Origin of the sequence: Deinococcus detaillensis, from assembly GCF_007280555.1 — a bacterium.
In the GTDB taxonomy this organism is placed as follows: domain Bacteria; phylum Deinococcota; class Deinococci; order Deinococcales; family Deinococcaceae; genus Deinococcus; species Deinococcus detaillensis.
Genome location: NZ_VKDB01000011.1, coordinates 37,412 through 52,083 on the forward strand (window position 1 = coordinate 37,412; position 14,672 = coordinate 52,083).

At 61.3% G+C, this 14,672-nt stretch carries 20 protein-coding genes; 5 read left to right on the plus strand and 15 right to left on the minus strand.

Annotation, left to right across the window (positions count from 1 at the left end):
• Window positions 1-34: 34 nt before the first annotated feature.
• Window positions 35-883, plus strand: coding sequence for a phosphatase PAP2 family protein (locus FNU79_RS10910; protein ID WP_143720884.1), 849 nt, complete (start codon window positions 35-37; stop codon window positions 881-883).
• On the opposite strand, the gene FNU79_RS19135 is transcribed toward FNU79_RS10910, so the two are convergent.
• Together FNU79_RS19135 and FNU79_RS10915 are read right to left on the minus strand one after the other, a co-directional pair.
• A complete protein-coding gene (locus FNU79_RS19135; protein ID WP_164473395.1) occupies window positions 860-1,030 on the minus strand; it encodes a hypothetical protein in 171 nt (56 codons plus the stop codon). The genes FNU79_RS10910 and FNU79_RS19135 overlap by 24 nt on opposite strands.
• Window positions 1,031-1,101: 71 nt before the next feature.
• Window positions 1,102-2,409 (minus strand): S8 family serine peptidase, encoded by a 1,308-nt coding sequence (locus FNU79_RS10915; protein ID WP_143720885.1) that lies wholly within the window; start codon window positions 2,407-2,409, stop codon window positions 1,102-1,104.
• A 105-nt stretch (window positions 2,410-2,514) separates the two neighbouring features.
• On the opposite strand from FNU79_RS10915, the gene FNU79_RS10920 reads away from it, so the two are divergent.
• The 3 genes from FNU79_RS10920 (at window position 2,515) to FNU79_RS10930 (ending at window position 5,933) form a co-directional block, all read left to right on the plus strand.
• The gene (locus FNU79_RS10920; protein ID WP_143720886.1) at window positions 2,515-3,279 is read left to right on the plus strand and encodes an SDR family NAD(P)-dependent oxidoreductase; all 765 of its coding nucleotides are present in this window, start codon (window positions 2,515-2,517) and stop codon (window positions 3,277-3,279) included.
• A gap of 86 nt (window positions 3,280-3,365) precedes the next feature.
• Window positions 3,366-4,700, plus strand: coding sequence for an App1 family protein (locus tag FNU79_RS10925; protein WP_143720887.1), 1,335 nt, complete (start codon window positions 3,366-3,368; stop codon window positions 4,698-4,700).
• Between the two features lie 60 nt (window positions 4,701-4,760).
• A complete protein-coding gene (locus FNU79_RS10930) occupies window positions 4,761-5,933 on the plus strand; it encodes a pyridoxal-phosphate-dependent aminotransferase family protein (RefSeq protein ID WP_143720888.1) in 1,173 nt (390 codons plus the stop codon).
• A 151-nt stretch (window positions 5,934-6,084) separates the two neighbouring features.
• Here FNU79_RS10930 and FNU79_RS10935 read toward each other — a convergent pair whose 3' ends face one another.
• A complete protein-coding gene (locus FNU79_RS10935; RefSeq protein ID WP_143720889.1) occupies window positions 6,085-6,573 on the minus strand; it encodes a DinB family protein in 489 nt (162 codons plus the stop codon).
• A gap of 44 nt (window positions 6,574-6,617) precedes the next feature.
• Between FNU79_RS10935 and FNU79_RS10940 the strand changes: the two genes are divergently transcribed.
• A complete protein-coding gene (locus FNU79_RS10940; protein WP_225430021.1) occupies window positions 6,618-6,956 on the plus strand; it encodes a DUF4180 domain-containing protein in 339 nt (112 codons plus the stop codon).
• Here the strand turns inward: FNU79_RS10940 and FNU79_RS10945 are convergent.
• The 12 genes from FNU79_RS10945 to FNU79_RS11000 form a co-directional block, all read right to left on the minus strand.
• On the minus strand, window positions 6,951-8,066 hold the full coding sequence (locus tag FNU79_RS10945) for an alpha/beta hydrolase (protein WP_143720890.1): 1,116 nt from the start codon (window positions 8,064-8,066) through the stop codon (window positions 6,951-6,953). The two genes, FNU79_RS10940 and FNU79_RS10945, sit on opposite strands and share 6 nt — an antisense overlap.
• Window positions 8,067-8,089: 23 nt before the next feature.
• A complete protein-coding gene (locus FNU79_RS10950; protein ID WP_143720891.1) occupies window positions 8,090-8,593 on the minus strand; it encodes an endonuclease V in 504 nt (167 codons plus the stop codon).
• A 10-nt stretch (window positions 8,594-8,603) separates the two neighbouring features.
• Window positions 8,604-9,071, minus strand: a complete 468-nt coding sequence (locus FNU79_RS10955) for an Lrp/AsnC family transcriptional regulator (RefSeq protein ID WP_143720892.1) — start codon at window positions 9,069-9,071, stop codon at window positions 8,604-8,606.
• A gap of 112 nt (window positions 9,072-9,183) precedes the next feature.
• Window positions 9,184-9,582, minus strand: a complete 399-nt coding sequence (locus tag FNU79_RS10960) for an NUDIX hydrolase (protein ID WP_225430022.1) — start codon at window positions 9,580-9,582, stop codon at window positions 9,184-9,186.
• Window positions 9,583-9,691: 109 nt separating this feature from the next.
• Complete coding sequence (locus tag FNU79_RS10965; RefSeq protein WP_143720893.1) at window positions 9,692-10,009, minus strand: MazG-like family protein; 318 nt, start codon at window positions 10,007-10,009, stop codon at window positions 9,692-9,694.
• Between the two features lie 80 nt (window positions 10,010-10,089).
• Window positions 10,090-10,803 carry a YqhA family protein gene (locus FNU79_RS10970; RefSeq protein ID WP_318636143.1) on the minus strand — a complete coding sequence of 238 codons (714 nt, stop codon included), beginning with the start codon at window positions 10,801-10,803 and terminating at the stop codon, window positions 10,090-10,092.
• Window positions 10,804-10,918: 115 nt separating this feature from the next.
• A complete protein-coding gene (gene lysX, locus FNU79_RS10975) occupies window positions 10,919-11,788 on the minus strand; it encodes a lysine biosynthesis protein LysX (protein WP_143720895.1) in 870 nt (289 codons plus the stop codon).
• A gap of 63 nt (window positions 11,789-11,851) precedes the next feature.
• Window positions 11,852-12,025, minus strand: coding sequence for a lysine biosynthesis protein LysW (lysW, locus tag FNU79_RS10980; protein WP_143720896.1), 174 nt, complete (start codon window positions 12,023-12,025; stop codon window positions 11,852-11,854).
• 134 nt (window positions 12,026-12,159) lie between these two features.
• Complete coding sequence (locus FNU79_RS10985; protein ID WP_143720897.1) at window positions 12,160-12,495, minus strand: zinc ribbon domain-containing protein; 336 nt, start codon at window positions 12,493-12,495, stop codon at window positions 12,160-12,162.
• 41 nt (window positions 12,496-12,536) lie between these two features.
• Window positions 12,537-13,031, minus strand: a complete 495-nt coding sequence (locus FNU79_RS10990) for a LeuD/DmdB family oxidoreductase small subunit (RefSeq protein WP_143720898.1) — start codon at window positions 13,029-13,031, stop codon at window positions 12,537-12,539.
• Window positions 13,032-13,094: 63 nt separating this feature from the next.
• Entirely contained in the window at window positions 13,095-13,787 is a 693-nt protein-coding gene (locus tag FNU79_RS10995) for a hypothetical protein (RefSeq protein WP_143720899.1), read from the minus strand.
• Between the two features lie 4 nt (window positions 13,788-13,791).
• Window positions 13,792-14,670, minus strand: coding sequence for a shikimate 5-dehydrogenase (locus FNU79_RS11000; protein WP_143720900.1), 879 nt, complete (start codon window positions 14,668-14,670; stop codon window positions 13,792-13,794).
• Window positions 14,671-14,672: the final 2 nt, after the last annotated feature.

Genomic DNA, 14,672 nt, shown 5'->3' on the forward strand with positions numbered 1-14,672 from the left:
AGGCCCCGTCCCCGTCCTTTACCATGAGATTCCAATGAATCTGGAATCCTTTTGGCTACTGATCACCGCCCTCGGCAACGACCTCATTTTTATCGCGGTGCTGGCGCTTTACGGCTGGCTGGTGCGGCCCAGTGGCATCCGCGCTTTGGGCGTCGCCTTCGCGCTGAGCTACCTCACCAACTCGCTGCTCAAATACGGCCTGAACTTGCCGCGCCCGTTTGCCAATGACCCCAGCGTGGCGAGCGCCGCCGCTCAGGCCACGGCGGGCGGCCCCGGCTTGCCCAGCGGTCACGCCCAGATGAGCGCGGCGCTGTGGGGCGGCGTCGCGGCGCAGCTTAGGCGGCCCTGGGTGTGGGCGGTGTGCCTGCTGCTGATCGTTTTGATTGCCGCCTCGCGCCTTGCCCTTCACGTTCACTATCCTTCGGACGTGCTGGTGGGCTTGCTGCTCGGCGCGATCTTTGCAGGGCTGGCGGGCGCGGGTTTGACAGGCCGTGGACTGTTTGCCCACACCCTCTGGTGGCCGCTGGCACTGCTGGTCGTCGCCTGCTTGCTGCCTTCCAGTTTGCCGGACGAGTACAGCCGGGGGCTGGGAATACTGGCCGGATTCTGGTTCGCTGCGCCGCGCTACTTGCCGTCCAGCAATTGGTTTGGCCGCATTGGGGTGGCGGTGATCGGCCTACTGACTGTGCTGGCCGTTTATTTGGCGCTCGGCGCGTTGGCTGGCCTGCTCCCCGCTGTGCTGGACGGCCCAGCGCGGGCCATTCGCTATTTCGCGTTGGTCTGGGTGGCGATTGGTGGCGTGCCTCAACTGCTCAAAATCTGGCTGCGGCCCGTTGAGGAGCAAAACAGCGCTTCCCAGTCACTCCCGCCGCTTGGTCAGTAAATACAGCCGGACACCATAGGCGATCAGCAGGACGGCGCTGAGGCCCGCCAGCGGCCAGTTGGCTTTTCGCAGAAAGGTGATCAGCAAAATGGCCCACCCCGCGCAGAGGGCCACCGTCAGGTAAGTGTTGAAGGAATTGGGCTTCATGCCCAGCAGCTTAACGTGTTGTCGGTGCGGAGTTGTCCTGAGCGCCCAGCTCAACTGCTTAGCCTAAATATTTAGCGCTGACGGCTCTCCAACTGAGCCGCCCGCAAAGCCGCGCCCGCGTCCAGCAGGCCCGCGCCGCAGGTTCTGGCGGGGTTGGCGTCGCAGCCAAAGGCAAAAGGCTTGGCGGTGCGCTCCAGCAGCGAGATGACTTGGGCGGGCGTCAGCTTGGGACTGAGGCCCATCACCAAACTGGCCACCCCTGCGACCTGCGGCGCAGCAAAGCTGGTGCCGTTGCGCCGCTGCTCGCCCGCAACTGAGCTAAACACCAGGGGGTCATTCGGCTCGCCGCCCGGAGCCGAGAGGGCCACACTCGCGCCGTAGTTGGAATAGCTGGCCCGCCACCCGGTTCTGTTGGTGGCGGCCACCGTCAGCACGCCCCGGCAGCCCGCTGGACTGTAGCTGCCCGCGTCGGCCGCATCGTTGGCCGCTCCGGCGACGATCAGCACGCCCTTTGCCGTCACCTCATCGACGGCTTTCTGGATGCGGGCGTCGCAGCCACTCAGGGCGATAAAGTCGGCGTACAAGCTCAGGTTGATGACTTTGGCCGGACGCGCATTGCTCGGCGCTCCTGACACCCGCAGCCCCGCCGCCCAGCGCAGGCCGTCGATCAAATCTTGCGGAGCGATCAAACCGTCTTCGCCCGCTACCCGCACCGCCAGGATGCGGGCCACCGGATTGATGCCCGCCATGCCCTGATTGTCGTGCGCCGCCGCGATGATGTTGGCCACCCCCTCGCCGTGATAGCTGAACTGCCCCACCCCTGAGGCGTCGTAATCACGCCCGTCGCCGTCGCCGGAACGCTGAGCGTCCGAGACGAAGTCGTAACCGTTGACGAGGCGTCCTGAGAGTTCGGGGTCATTGACGTAGCCGGTGTCCAGCACCGCCACCGTGATGGCCTGCCCGCCCGTAACCGCCCAGCCCGCTGCCATGTTGATGGCATTGAGGTTCCACTGCTGAGGGTACAAGGGGTCGGTGGGCAATTTGGTGAGGGGTAAGTTGGTGATGGGCGAAGCTACCGGAGGAGTTGGGGCAGCAGAAAACGGCACGAGCGGCGCGGCAGCTTTGGGCGCGGCGGGCAGTGGGGCCAGTTCTGGTAGAGCGGGTTTAATCACTGGTTTGGTGGGTGCTGGTGTGGCTGGCTTAGGCGCGGGTACTGGCTTCGGAACCGGACTAATGATTGGTTTGGGCGCGGGCTGGCTGATCGGCGCGGCGGGAACCTTGGCCTGAGCCACTTGGGCTTGACCTATTTGAACTTGGGCCGCCGCGAACGGCAACAGGGCGCAGGAAAGCAGCAGGAGGGCAGGTAAGGAGCGGGTCATCTTCCCAGTCTGAAGGCCCAAACTGATGAGCGGCTGAACAGGGCTTTACCTTTAGCGTGCTTTAGCGTTCGCTCCCCGCCCGCCCGTGATCCTTTACCCTCAAGCATGTCCATTTCCCGCCCCAACCCGCGCCCGGTGGCTGTGCTGACCGGCGCTTCCAGCGGCATCGGCGCGGCCACTGCCCGTGAGCTTTCGCGCCGGGGCTACGCGCTGGTGCTGGCCGCCCGCCGACTGGAAGCGCTGGAAGCCCTCCGCAGCGAACTCGATTCCAGCGGTGAACGGATCATCACCGTGCAGGCCGACGTGACTGAAGATGCCGACCGTAGGCACTTGATGGCAGAAGCTCTGCGGCAGTTTGGCCGAATCGACGCCCTGATCAACAACGCCGGAATCAGCATCGCCCGGGGCATGTGGTGGGACGACCCCGACCCGGTGCGGGTGTTGAAAACCAATTTGGACGCGCCGATTGAGTTGACCCGCTTGGTACTCCCCGCCATGCGGGCCCGCAGGCACGGCCAGATCGTCAACGTGGCTTCGGTGGCGGGCATAGTTGCGTTTCAGGGCATCTACAGCGCCAGCAAATTCGGTCTGCGCGGCTTTTCGCTGGCCCTGCGGCGTGAACTGCTCGGCAGCGGCGTGAATGTCAGCTTGGTGTCGCCGGGATTTATCAAAACCGAGCTGACGGCAGGCGCGAGCATCCCCATGCCGGGTCCGGAGATCGTGGCCAGAGCCATTGCTGACGTGCTGGAGAGGCCCAAACGCGAAGTGCTGGTGCCGAGTTGGTACCGCTTGCCCGCCTTCCTTGAGCAAATCGCCCCCAGTTTGGTGGACAGCGTTACGGCGCTGATGCGCTCCAAGCGTTACCGCTGAGGAGGTTGCAGATTGCTAAGCCGCCGTACAGTGCGCTTCCCGCAACTCTCTAGACTGACTTACATGGGATTTGCCGAGGTCAGCCGATGAATCAGCCCAGCTCCAGCCAGCCTCCAGCAAATCAAGTGGCAAGTTCAGTGCCCGTACTCGGCCCTCGCCAGCAGCTCCGGCAACTCATCAAGCGCCTGTTCACCGGGCTGCGGCAGGTTGTGGCCCAGCAGCTCAGCCTCAAGCAACTGGGCCGCCGCCTTCAACCCGCCTTCGAGCGGCTGGTGGCCGTTGTAGACGCCCGTTTTTCGGCGTTTATTCAGCCGCGCCGCCGCAGGGGCGACATCATCATCACGCCTTACACCGGCTGGGGCACGCCGCAGCACCTCGAACTGACCGGGCGGGTCTTGCTGCCGCGCACCGTACATCCGCCGAGGCGAGGTGATCCGAGGTGGCGCAATTTTTTGAGTATCGTGCGGCGTCTTTTGTCACGTGAAGTCGGCGGTGTGACGGTTCACGGCGTCTTAGAGGGCCACACCGTCAGCGCCGTGTCGAACACCGACGGGTTTTTTACCCTGACTTGGGATCGGCCTGACCAAATAGCCGAAAGCGTTCAAAAAGAAGGCTGGCTGGAGGCCTCGCTCTACATCGAGGGCCGCAGCAAAACCATCTTTGCGCCGCTGCGGGTCATCGCTTCGCCGCGTTTTGCCGTTATCAGCGACCTAGACGACACCGTGCTGAAATCGGACGTGACCAGCTTGCCGCAGATGCTCGGCACAGTGCTGACCGGCAACGCCCGCACCCGCTTGCCGTTTCCTGGGGTCAGTGCCCTCTACCGCGCTCTGGTAAGAGAGCCGGGCGGTTCCAACCCGATTTTTTATGTCTCCAGCAGTCCTTGGAATTTTTACGATTTGCTGTGGACGTTTCTCAGGTACCGCCGCTTGCCGCTGGGGCCGATTTTCCTTCGCCACTGGGGCAGCGAACTGTTTTCCGGTGGAGCGCACCACAAGCACAGCATCATCGAGCGCCTCATGAAAACCTATCCGGCCCTGCCTTTTGTGTTGATCGGCGACAGCGGCGAGCAAGACCCCGAAATTTACGCCGAAGTGGTACGGCGCAATCCGGGGCGGGTGCTGGCGGTGTACATCCGCAGGGTGACAGGTGAGGCGCGGGACGCGGGCGTGCAGCAGCTCAGCGCTGAGGTGAAAAAGGCGGGCGTGGAACTGGTGCTGACCCGCGACTCGCTGGCCGCCGCTTTTCACGCCATGGCGATGGGCCTGATCTCACCCAGCGAACTCAGGAGCGTGATTCAGTCGGTGGAGAAGTCATTTTCGCCGGTTGATTTTTTTCAGGCCAAGCAGGAGCAGTTCAGCCAACGGCCCAAGCTGCCGTGCCGTGAGCGGAGCAAAAGCCAGAAGCCAGAAGCCAGCTGAGCGCCGAGTTGCCCAGCCTTGCCCCGCGCCCTCAGCTCGGCGGCGCGGCACAATACAACCATGACCAAGCCCCCTGCTCCCCACATTCCCCTCAACCGCCCCCGCCTGATCGCCCCCGGCCCGGTGGAAGTCTCGCCCGCGACTTTGCTGGCCCTCGCCCAGCCGCAGATGCACCACCGCACTCCGCAGGCCCGCGCCAAGTTTTTGGAGGTGCGCGGCAAGCTCACTCAGTTGCTCGGTGACGCTTTTGAAGCGGTGATCGTGACCGGCAGCGGCACAGCGGCGTTCGAGGGCGCACTCGTCAGCCTCGTTCCGGCGGGAGCCAAAGTCGTCAACGCTTCGGCGGGCAAGTTCAGTGAGCGCTGGGGTGAGATGGCCGAGCGTCTTGGCTACGCCGTGGTGAAAGTGCAAAAGCCCTGGGGCGAGTTGCTGGACGCTGGCGAAATCGCCGCTGCCTGCCAAGACGCCTACGCCCTGACCATCACCCACTCGGAGACCAGCACCGGAGCGCTGCACGATTTGGAGTCGATTGCGGCGGCGGCCAAAGCCGTCAATCCGGACATCGTGATTATTGCCGACTGCGTCACCAGCTACGGCGTGGCCGAACTGCGCCCGGGGGCCTGGCAAGTGGACGTGATCGTGTCTGGATCGCAAAAAGCGGCGGCCACCCCGCCCGGACTGGGTTTCGTGTTGTTTAGCCCAGAAGCCGAGAGTAAGCTCATCAAAAATACCCCCAAAGGCTTTTACCTCGACCTAGAGCGTGAGCTGCGCGGCCAGAAGGAAGCCAACACGCCGCAGACGCCGGCCATCAATCTGATTTATGCTCTAGATGTCTCGCTAGACCGCTTGCTGAGCGTGCCGTTGGAAGTCTTGTGGGCCGAGAAAAAACGCCAGAACGACGCCCTGATCGCGGCGGGGGACGCGCTGGGCTGCCGCTCTTGGTCGGGCCGCCCCACGCCCGCCGTCGCGGTGCTGATGCCGCCCGCTGGCAGCGGTGTTAAGCGGATCGGGGGTAAACAGGTGGCCGCCGCACTCGCCGATATGAACCAGCGTGCCCTGCCGGGCCAAGCGCCGCATGAGGACACCGTGTTCCGCATCTCCACGCTCGGTTACGCCGACCGCTATGACGCGCTGGCGGTGGCGGGCATCTTGGAAGACGCCTTCAGCGCTTTGGGTCACCCGTTTGAGCGCGGCGCGGCGGTGTCGGCAGCTTGGCAGGTGCTGTCCAAGTAAGTAGAGCAAGATTACCGTTTCGGGATTCCGCGTCTTGGGCAGAGCAGCTTCTTGACCAGAGCAGCGCCGATGACGACGCTTGGTCGCACCTATTGGGCCTGCCCGCTCCGCTCGGTTTATCTAAAGATAAGAGTGTACTTAAAGTCAGCGCTTACCAAGTGTCCCCGCCCCCCGGCGGCGGCCAAGCGCCGATGAGTTGGCGCACCACGATGATTTGCCCGAAGTGGTGGGCGGTGTGCAGCGCGAAATCGGCGAGGAGTTCCCCGATGGTCTCATCGTGGTTGACCGGATTTTGCAGATCGGGCCGCGCCGCATGGCCGTCAATTCGGCTGAGCAGATCGTAAAACTCGTTTTTGAGCTTGTCCCATTCACCTGCCGTAATGTCTGGCCACGTCTCGTCCGCGTGCTTGGGATACGGCATGGGCGCTCCGGTTTCGATGATGTCCAGCATCCAGCGGTTCCACCAATTGACGTGCGCCAGCAAGTTCGCGACGCTGTGCGGCAGGCCGCTGGGCACCTCAACCGCCTGCGCCGACGTGAGGCCCGACAAGGTGGCTTCAACGCCGACGTAAGCTTGCCCGCCCCGGTAAAGGCGCGGCAGCAAGCGGGCGAGGGTGGAGACGGGCGGGGGAGTGGTCATGCTCGCCAGTGTCGCAGAATATAAAGTTCAGGTGGTGATGATCAGTGGCAAACATTAAAACGGCGGCGGAACTGGGCTTGCGGATAGACACGCTGGCCGATATTCCCGACATGATCGGCGCGGGCTTTGGACTAGACGGCCTCATTCTTAGTGAAGCCGAGCTGGGGGACGAGTTTTTTCGGCTGAGTAGCGGCCTGGCGGGTGAACTGTTTCAGAAGTTCGTGAATTACCGCTTGCCGGTGGCGTTGGTGCTGCCCGATTTCTCGGCGCATTGTGAGCGCTTTGCTGAGCTGGCTTATGAGCATTCACGCCACTCGGCGGTGAGGTTCGTGACTTCTCAGGAGGAGGCGCTGGAGTGGCTGAGTCGCCAAGTCAACTCATAAATGGTGAGATAAACCCTCAAGCCACCAGCGCATGAATCCCGGCAACCGCTCACGCCAAGCGCTTTCGTCGTGCCAGTGACCTTCTCCAATTTGCAAATTGACCTCGGCAACGTGCGGGGCGCTGCGAACGGCAAACCACCGCGCTTCACCAACGGCGGCAACGGCGTCTTCCGCCAACACGCCTTCACAAGTGCCCATATCCACATACAAGCGCAGCTCTGGCGCGGGGTGGGCCTGCGCGAAGTCCAGCAGCGCAAAGTCCTGCACCCACAAGCTGGGGCTGAACGCGCCGCAAGTGCCCCACACCTCCGGGCGGGTCAGCGTGCCGTAAAGCGAGGCCGCGCCGCCGAAGCTGCTCCCCGCCTGCGCCGTGAACACCGCCTCTGGGCGGGTGCGAAACTGGGCGTTAATGAGTGGTTTGAGCGTCTGGGTCAAAAAGGTCTGGTGCGCGGGCGCGGTGGACGTGAAGCCGTTGGCCCGAATCGGAAACGGCACGTAATCGTTGGCGCGGTGCTGCTCCCGCACGTAAACGGCCACCACGATGCAGGGCAAGCCTTCTGCTGCCAACTGACTCGCCGCAGAGTCCGCCGCCCAGACTTCACCCGCAAAACTCGTCGCTGAATCAAAAACATTTTGTCCGTCGTGTAAATACAAAACGGGCAATCGCTGCGCCTGCTCAGCATACTCCGGCGGCGTCCAGACCAGCACCTTCAAGTCGTCACTGAGTTCGGGGCTGTAAACCGTAAGCTCCTGAATGCCCACCGCGAGCGTAGACGGCCTCCCCGCGCCGCCGTGCAGATCTCGCCAACTTGTGACTTTGATCTGGTGGCTGGCCGCGCCCTGCACCACCGTTCGGCGCTCAGGTCGGCGCTCTCCCCACAGATCGCCTTCCTCACTTTCAGCACTGCCCCGCGTGACTTTGTAACTCAGCAGCGCTCCAATCGGGAAATCGGCTTTCAATACACCGTCCACAAATTTGTAGTCCGGCAGCGCGGGCGCGTAGTCGCTCAAGTTGGTCTGCAGGTAAAACTCGGCGTCGGCGGGTGTGGTCGGCGGAACGTCCAGCACGAAGGTTTGCTCGGCGGTGGGCATGAAAGGGGAGAAGATCACGGGTTGAGTCTAAGTCAATCCCTTCAATGGCTGGTACCGCAGGCTTGGTCGACCCTTTTGAGCAAACTGGGAAAGCGGTGCGGCCCGGCCATCTGCTTAATCAAGCTGGCGGCCCGCAGCGCACTTATGCCAGCCGCCGTAACAAACAGCGGGCGCTGACTGTTGCCCCGCTGGACTGGCAGCGCGTGCGGCGAGCCTCGGAACGCAGTTTTGCCCACTCCAATCACCGCTACATGTTGCCCAAGCGCCTCAAAAAGATGCCAGCCCAAGCCGGGTTGCCCAGCGGCGTCCAGGGTCACGTAGCCGTCAACGACCACGACCTCAAGCTGGTCAGCCAAAGGCCCAAGCACCGGTAAAAGACACGGCAATTCGCGTAGGTAAAACGCTCGTGGCTGATAGGCAGCCACTTGCGGCGTGGTGTGCAAAATAAGTTTGGTTTCCTGAGCGTCTGACCACGCCTCGAACAGCATGGCAGCGGTGCGGGCGCTGCCATCTGAACGGTAATCGACATCTACGTAGGCCAGCATCTCAACCCGCTCAGACTTGTTTGGGCAAAGTCAGCCGCTTGCCTTCCAGCGGACTGCTCAGCACGATAGAGGTGTCGCAGGTAAAACCCATTTGAATCAGCTCGTCAAGCAGATGTTCGAGCGCGGCCACGTCCGGCAGGGCCACTTTGAGAATGCAGGAATTATCGCCCGTCACCGAGTGGCATTCCAGCACGCCGTCATTGTCCTGCGCCCAGCGCACCAATTCAGGATCGCGCTTGCCGCTGCCCTGCACCCCCACAAAGGCGGTGATGGCGCGGCCTAGCGGCTTGCTGGCGATGCGTGCGCCGTAGCCCAAAATCACGCCGCCCTCTTCCAAGCGCCGCACCCGCTCGGTAACGGCAGGGGCCGACAAGCCCACCCGCCGCCCCAGCTCGCGCATCGACAAGCGGGCGTCTTCCTGAACTTCTTCTAAAATGCGCTGATCCAAGGGGTCAAGGGTTTGGCCGAAGTGCTTCATGCTGCCAGTTTAGCGTGATTGTTTTCAAACGCAAAGCCCCGCGTGCCGTTTGAGAGGGAATGGGGAAATTGGCCGAGCGTTTGGTGTGCGGGGAGTGGAGTTGCGCTTTTGCTCAGCGATAAAGTAAGTTCAGTACTTTCAGCAGATTGCCTTTGGCCGACTCGCCCGTGTGCAAGCGGCGGCGCAACTCGGTGGGCCTCAGCCACTCCGCGCTGGAAAAGTCATCTGGGTTGAGCGTGGGCGTGTCGTCGGTCAGCATTTCGTAGACGTGCATAAAGCTGCTCAGATTGGTGTGATGCGGGCTGAACTCGGCCAGCAGCTTGAAGCCGAGCGCGTCCACATCTACCCCCAATTCTTCGCGTACCTCGCGGCGCAGGGCATCGTCGTACGTTTCACTCGCCTGCACGCCGCCGCCCACACTGAAATCGAGGGCGCTGGGAAAATGGGCTTTGTGGGCGGTGCGCCGTGGAATCAGTAAACCGCCCGCGCTGTTTTTAAGGAAGGCATTCACGCTGCGGATATTTTTGGTGCCGCCTACTTGCGAACGTCAAACCGTGCCGATGGGGTGGCCATTATCGTCCAGCAAATCCAGCAGTTCGTCAGTATTCATAAAATCCCACTCATGCCGTTTCGCTGTCCACGCGCCCATGCTCAGCGAGCCGCTGCCGCATCTTACTCAGCGTCAAGTCGGCGCACTCACTGAGATTGAGATTTGCCGCTTCGGAGAGCAGGGCGAGGTCAACCAGCACGTCGCCGAGTTCTTCTCTGAAGCCGGGCGTGACGCCAAACGCCTGCGTACCGTAAGCACTGGCTTTGATGACTTCCTTGGCGAGTTCGCCCAGTTCCGAAACCAGCATCTGAAAACGGATTTCCACGCCCACCGCCAAATGATTGCCGAATTCTTGCCGCACGCTGGAACCGAGAGCATCTAAATCCATTCGCTCAAAATAGCCCGTTGTCCAGAGCAGCTAACGCCAGGGTTAGATCTCTAGCGTGCCAACTGAGCGCCCACGACCCATCAATCGGCGGTCTGCTCCTCCGCTTCATTTTGCGTCTTGCCTTCCATCTCTTCTTCACTGATGGCATGCTGCTCGGTGTCTTCCTCGAACAGTTCTTTTTTGGCGCGGGCTGTCACGTCAGGAGCTTTGGTTTGCTGAGCAATTTTGGCTTGGTGACCGTGCCGCTGAAAAAAGACCAAAGCGGTGATGACAAGACTTAAAGCTGCCCCAAATTCTAAAGTTTCTAGGGGATTTTGCCAGCGCACCAAATGTTCTAGAAAAGTAACTGCCAGAATCACAATGACCACGCTGACGATCTTTTCTTCCAAATCGTGTAGCGTCTCTACACCCAACGAAACCGTCAAATTGAGCGGCGCAATAAATAAGCTGTACAAACCGACACCGATAATATAGAACACCACTGCTTTAAGCATAGTGCTGACGATTTCCAAAAAAGAAATGGTCAATGTGATCGCTTCAAAGTGCCCTTTGCCGATGCCATTAATCACACTTGTACCTGCTCCCCAGATGCCCATGACAGCTTGCACGATGCCAATTAAAAACAGTGCCAATGCCACCAGCAACACCGAGGCGACCGCCAGCAGCACGATATAGCGCGAACGGCCAATGGCGCGGCTAAATGGGGTGGGGGGACGGTCAGTGCTGGAACTGTTGGAAAAGTGGATTCGGGTTGGGTGGTCATCGGTGTGAGTGTATGTGCAAAGAAGCCAGATATGGGCATGCCGAAAGACAGTCTGAATTGGTGCTCAGCGTAGAAAAAGGCAAAAAACTGCCCTCAACCATAAATTGTCTTTGGAGTTGAGGGCGTCTAAGATTTGATTTTTCTGTTTAAGCGCCCACTTGCTGTGGCAACTGCTTGATGGCGTACTCGCCCATCAATTTGGGAATATTGACGCCGGTGGTGCTGACCGAGTTTTTGAATTCCATGGTGTGATTGATTTCAATAATCAGTAAGCCCCCCCACTCATTAGAAGCACGGGGGTCTTCCACCAAATCAATCGCCACGATTTCGCCGTTCACCGCTTTGGCGGCCCGCAGAGCCAGATCCGCGATCTCCGGCGTGACTTCACACTTGCTGGCTTTTGCACCTCTGGCGGTGTTGGTAATCCAGTGTTCACTGGTGCGGTAAATCGCTCCGATGCACTCGCCGCCCACCACGAAGGCGCGGATGTCGCGTTCAGGCTTTTGGATCAGCTCCTGCACATAGAAAATCTGGTGTTGCGGGCCGCCCAGCACCTCTTTGTGCTCGATCACGGCCTCGGCAGCGTCGCGGTCGTTGAGCTTGCTGACCATCCGGCCCCAACTGCCCACCGTCGGTTTCATGACCACCGGGTAGCCGATTTCGTCAATGAGTGCCAAAGCGCTCTCGGCGGTAAAGGCCACCCCCGTCTTGGGCGTCGGCAGTCCGGCCTGTGCCATCACCGCGTTGGTGGCCAGCTTGTCGCCGCACAGCTCAATGACGTGAGAGGGGTTGATCACCCGCACGCCCAAGCCTTCCAGCGCCCGCGTGATGGCGTGGCCGCGAGACTGCGAAACGCAGCGCTCTAAAGCCACCTTCCACGGCACCGGCTGACCAAAGGTGACGCTCAGTTGCGGCGCGAAAACCTTGTCGTAAGGCACGCCGAGTTCGTCCAGTGCTTCAAACAGCATTTTTTCGTCGGGGCGTACGCGGTCATAAATGATGGCGAGTTCGGCCATAAAAAATGGGCGGTGAGCCGTGAGCCAAAGCAGGTTTCCCGCTTACGGCGCACGGCTCACGGCTTATTCCCCCCAGTCCTCGGCTTCTTGCGGAGCCGGTGCGAGGCGTGGGGGTTCGAGGCTGACGACTTCAAGCTCTGCGCCGGTGTCTTCGTCAATAACCAATTCACCGAGTTCGGGATTTTCGAGTTCAATGATCGCGCCGCTTTCGGGGCTTTCAAATTTGATGGTTGCCATGTTGATTCTCCTTGATCCGCCGCTGATGTGATGCGGCGATCTCTTTGCGCTTGATAGGTTATAGCGCTTTTTGCCTTTCAAACGAAACTAGAAGTGGGATCAAAGCAGAACTTATCTAGACCACTTGGGTTGGACTAGGCTTCCGCTTGCTCCTCGAACGACAGTTCTACTGCCGCTTGGCAGTGCGGGCAGCGCACCAAACTGACCTCCTCGCCGCCCCCGTTTTGCAATGTGGGCGCGGCGGCAAGCATCTCCTCGGTCACGTCGAATTCTTCGGCGCAGTTGGGACAGGTGGTCAAAATGCCCAGCAGTTCCACTTCAAATTCTTGCTCGGCGTTGCGGGTCACTTCCATTTCAGCGTTGCAATTTTCGCAGACAATCGCGTCACCGACTTCGAGCTCGGTTCTGTCCTCGTCGCTGAGTTCCAGCACTTCCCCGCAGATGGGGCAGTCAATTTCCAAAATCGCCATACAACAGTTTAGGGGAAAAGCGGCTCAGGGCCCGGGGAGGCTCAGGCCTTCTCGCCGGGAAAGCGCTGGTGCTTTTTGTAAAAGTCCAGAATGCTGCCTTCGCTCAGCGCCTCGCGCAGAAATTCTGGGGCGGGGGGGAGCTGAAAAACCTCCGCGCCACGCCGGAGTTCGCCGGTGGTCAGGTCTAAGTTCACTTCGTCCCCGTCTTGGAGGACGCTCATCAAATCGGCTTCAAAGGCGGGAATGCCCAGATTCAGCAAATTGCGGTAATGGATGCGGGCAAAACTCGGCGCGATAATGCCGCCGACTTGCAGCTTTTTGAGCGCGGCGGGAGCGTACTCGCGGCTGCTGCCCAGGCCCCAGTTTTTGCCCCCGATCAGGAGGTCGCCGGGCCGGACTTCGGCGGCGAATTCGGGGCGGATATAGTGAAAGGCAAAGGTTTGAAACACGTCCTCGCCGGCCATAAACGGCGCGAATTTGCCGGGGAGGATGTCATCGGTGTTGACCGAGTCGCCAAATTTCCAGATGCGTGGCATGGCGGTATTTTGGCACGGATGTTTGGGAAGCGCGGAAATGGACTGAGGTTCTGCGCCGCCGCTTCACGGCGTTTCCCAATCGATCACCTGCCGGTGGCGGGCAAAAAACAAAAACTGCGAGGCCAGCAGCAGGGCATTGAGCAACACTGCCGACAAGATGCGCCCGGAGAGGCCGTAGAACTTGCCCAGCGGCGTGAAATTGCTATCGGGCGTGACCAGCAAAAAGATCAGCAGTGTCACGACCAGGACAAGTGAAGTCACGTTCAGCGCGTACTTGTTGACCTCATAAAAGCCCCTCAGCGCTCCGCCGCGCCGCACGTTGACCCGCCCCGCCGTCAAATCGGTGGCGAGGCCGTCTAAGTTGATCGCCACCTTGACCCGCACTTCCTCAGGCAAACTAAAGGCCTTTTCCCGCAGCAACTTTTCCGTGAGCTGCTCGCTGCGGCGCTGCACTTCGGTCAGGTGGCTGGCAAACACCCGCAGCGTCACGAAGCGCCCATCGGCGCTCAAATTGACCAGTGCTGGCAAGGTGCCGGAGGCCTGCGGCCAAGTGGCGTACACCAGTAGGCCGCGCCGCACTTCGGCTTGGTGACTTAGCCGAATCAACTCGATCACCCGGTCAAGCGCTTCCAGGTTGTCCGGCTCCTGAAATTGCCAGCCGGTGAACACCCGCGCCCACAGCGCCGGGTCGCGGGCGTCGGCGTCCGGCGTCAGCGGCACGCTGCAGATGCTCCGCAAGTAGGTGGGAGAGGGCATCCCCTCAGCTCTGGGCGGCGGTGTCGTGGGCAGCCGTATTGTGAACAGCCGTGTTGTGGGCAAAGGCCGCTGCCCGCGCCGCTTGCTCAGGGCTGGGCCTCACGCCGGTGTACAGCACGAACTGTTCTAGGGCCTGCAAGCTGGCCACCTCTGCGCCGCTGATGACCCGTTTGCCTGCCGCCCGCGCCGCCCGAATCAGCGGCGTCTCGGCAGGCATAGCCACCACGTCGAACACCAGCTGAGCGTGTTCGACGGCGTCCGCTTTAAAGGCCAGCCGCTCAGCCTCCGCGCCGCCCGCCATGCCGATGGGCGTCACGTTGACGAGCAACTCCGGCCTGAACTCGCCCAGCTCGGCTTGCCAGCTGTACCCGCATTCCTGCGCCAGCGCTGATCCCTTCTCGGCGTGGCGGGCCACGATCACGCCCCGCCCGAAGCCCGCGTCCCGGAACGCCGCCGCCACCGCTTTGGCCATGCCGCCGCTGCCGCGTAGAGCAAACGGCGTCTCAGGTGCAAGCTGGTACTGAGCGATCAACTGCCCAACCGCCAAGTAATCGGTGTTGTAGGCCCGTAAAAAGCCGCCGTCATTGACGATGGTATTGACCGAGCCGATGGCAGCGGCGGAGGGCGTCAGTTCATCCAGCAGCGGAATGCAGGCTTCCTTGAACGGCATCGACACCGCGCAGCCGCGAATTCCTAGCGCCCGCACGCCCCCGATGGCCGCCGCGAGGTCAGTCGTTGTAAACGCTTTGTAGACATAATCGAGGCCGAGTTCAGCGTACAAGAAGTTGTGGAAGCGGGTGCCGAAGTTACCCGGCCTGCCCGCCAGCGAGATGCAGAGTGTGGTGTCTTTGCTGATGGACTGCATGGATCTGGGCTGCGGCATGC

What these genes read in the sequence shown, in the direction of transcription:
- FNU79_RS10985 (WP_143720897.1), bottom strand. Translation starts at nt 12,495, where the DNA reads ATGGCGATTTTGGAAATTGACTGCCCCATCTGCGGGGAAGTGCTGGAA.
- FNU79_RS10910 (WP_143720884.1), top strand. Translation starts at nt 35, where the DNA reads ATGAATCTGGAATCCTTTTGGCTACTGATCACCGCCCTCGGCAACGAC.
- FNU79_RS19135 (WP_164473395.1), bottom strand. Translation starts at nt 1,030, where the DNA reads ATGAAGCCCAATTCCTTCAACACTTACCTGACGGTGGCCCTCTGCGCG.
- FNU79_RS10990 (WP_143720898.1), bottom strand. Translation starts at nt 13,031, where the DNA reads ATGCCACGCATCTGGAAATTTGGCGACTCGGTCAACACCGATGACATC.
- FNU79_RS10995 (WP_143720899.1), bottom strand. Translation starts at nt 13,787, where the DNA reads ATGCCCTCTCCCACCTACTTGCGGAGCATCTGCAGCGTGCCGCTGACG.
- FNU79_RS10935 (WP_143720889.1), bottom strand. Translation starts at nt 6,573, where the DNA reads ATGACCACTCCCCCGCCCGTCTCCACCCTCGCCCGCTTGCTGCCGCGC.
- lysW (WP_143720896.1), bottom strand. Translation starts at nt 12,025, where the DNA reads ATGGCAACCATCAAATTTGAAAGCCCCGAAAGCGGCGCGATCATTGAA.
- FNU79_RS10930 (WP_143720888.1), top strand. Translation starts at nt 4,761, where the DNA reads ATGACCAAGCCCCCTGCTCCCCACATTCCCCTCAACCGCCCCCGCCTG.
- FNU79_RS10925 (WP_143720887.1), top strand. Translation starts at nt 3,366, where the DNA reads ATGAATCAGCCCAGCTCCAGCCAGCCTCCAGCAAATCAAGTGGCAAGT.
- FNU79_RS10915 (WP_143720885.1), bottom strand. Translation starts at nt 2,409, where the DNA reads ATGACCCGCTCCTTACCTGCCCTCCTGCTGCTTTCCTGCGCCCTGTTG.
- FNU79_RS10965 (WP_143720893.1), bottom strand. Translation starts at nt 10,009, where the DNA reads ATGGATTTAGATGCTCTCGGTTCCAGCGTGCGGCAAGAATTCGGCAAT.
- FNU79_RS10920 (WP_143720886.1), top strand. Translation starts at nt 2,515, where the DNA reads ATGTCCATTTCCCGCCCCAACCCGCGCCCGGTGGCTGTGCTGACCGGC.
- FNU79_RS10955 (WP_143720892.1), bottom strand. Translation starts at nt 9,071, where the DNA reads ATGAAGCACTTCGGCCAAACCCTTGACCCCTTGGATCAGCGCATTTTA.
- lysX (WP_143720895.1), bottom strand. Translation starts at nt 11,788, where the DNA reads ATGGCCGAACTCGCCATCATTTATGACCGCGTACGCCCCGACGAAAAA.
- FNU79_RS11000 (WP_143720900.1), bottom strand. Translation starts at nt 14,670, where the DNA reads ATGCCGCAGCCCAGATCCATGCAGTCCATCAGCAAAGACACCACACTC.
- FNU79_RS10950 (WP_143720891.1), bottom strand. Translation starts at nt 8,593, where the DNA reads ATGCTGGCCTACGTAGATGTCGATTACCGTTCAGATGGCAGCGCCCGC.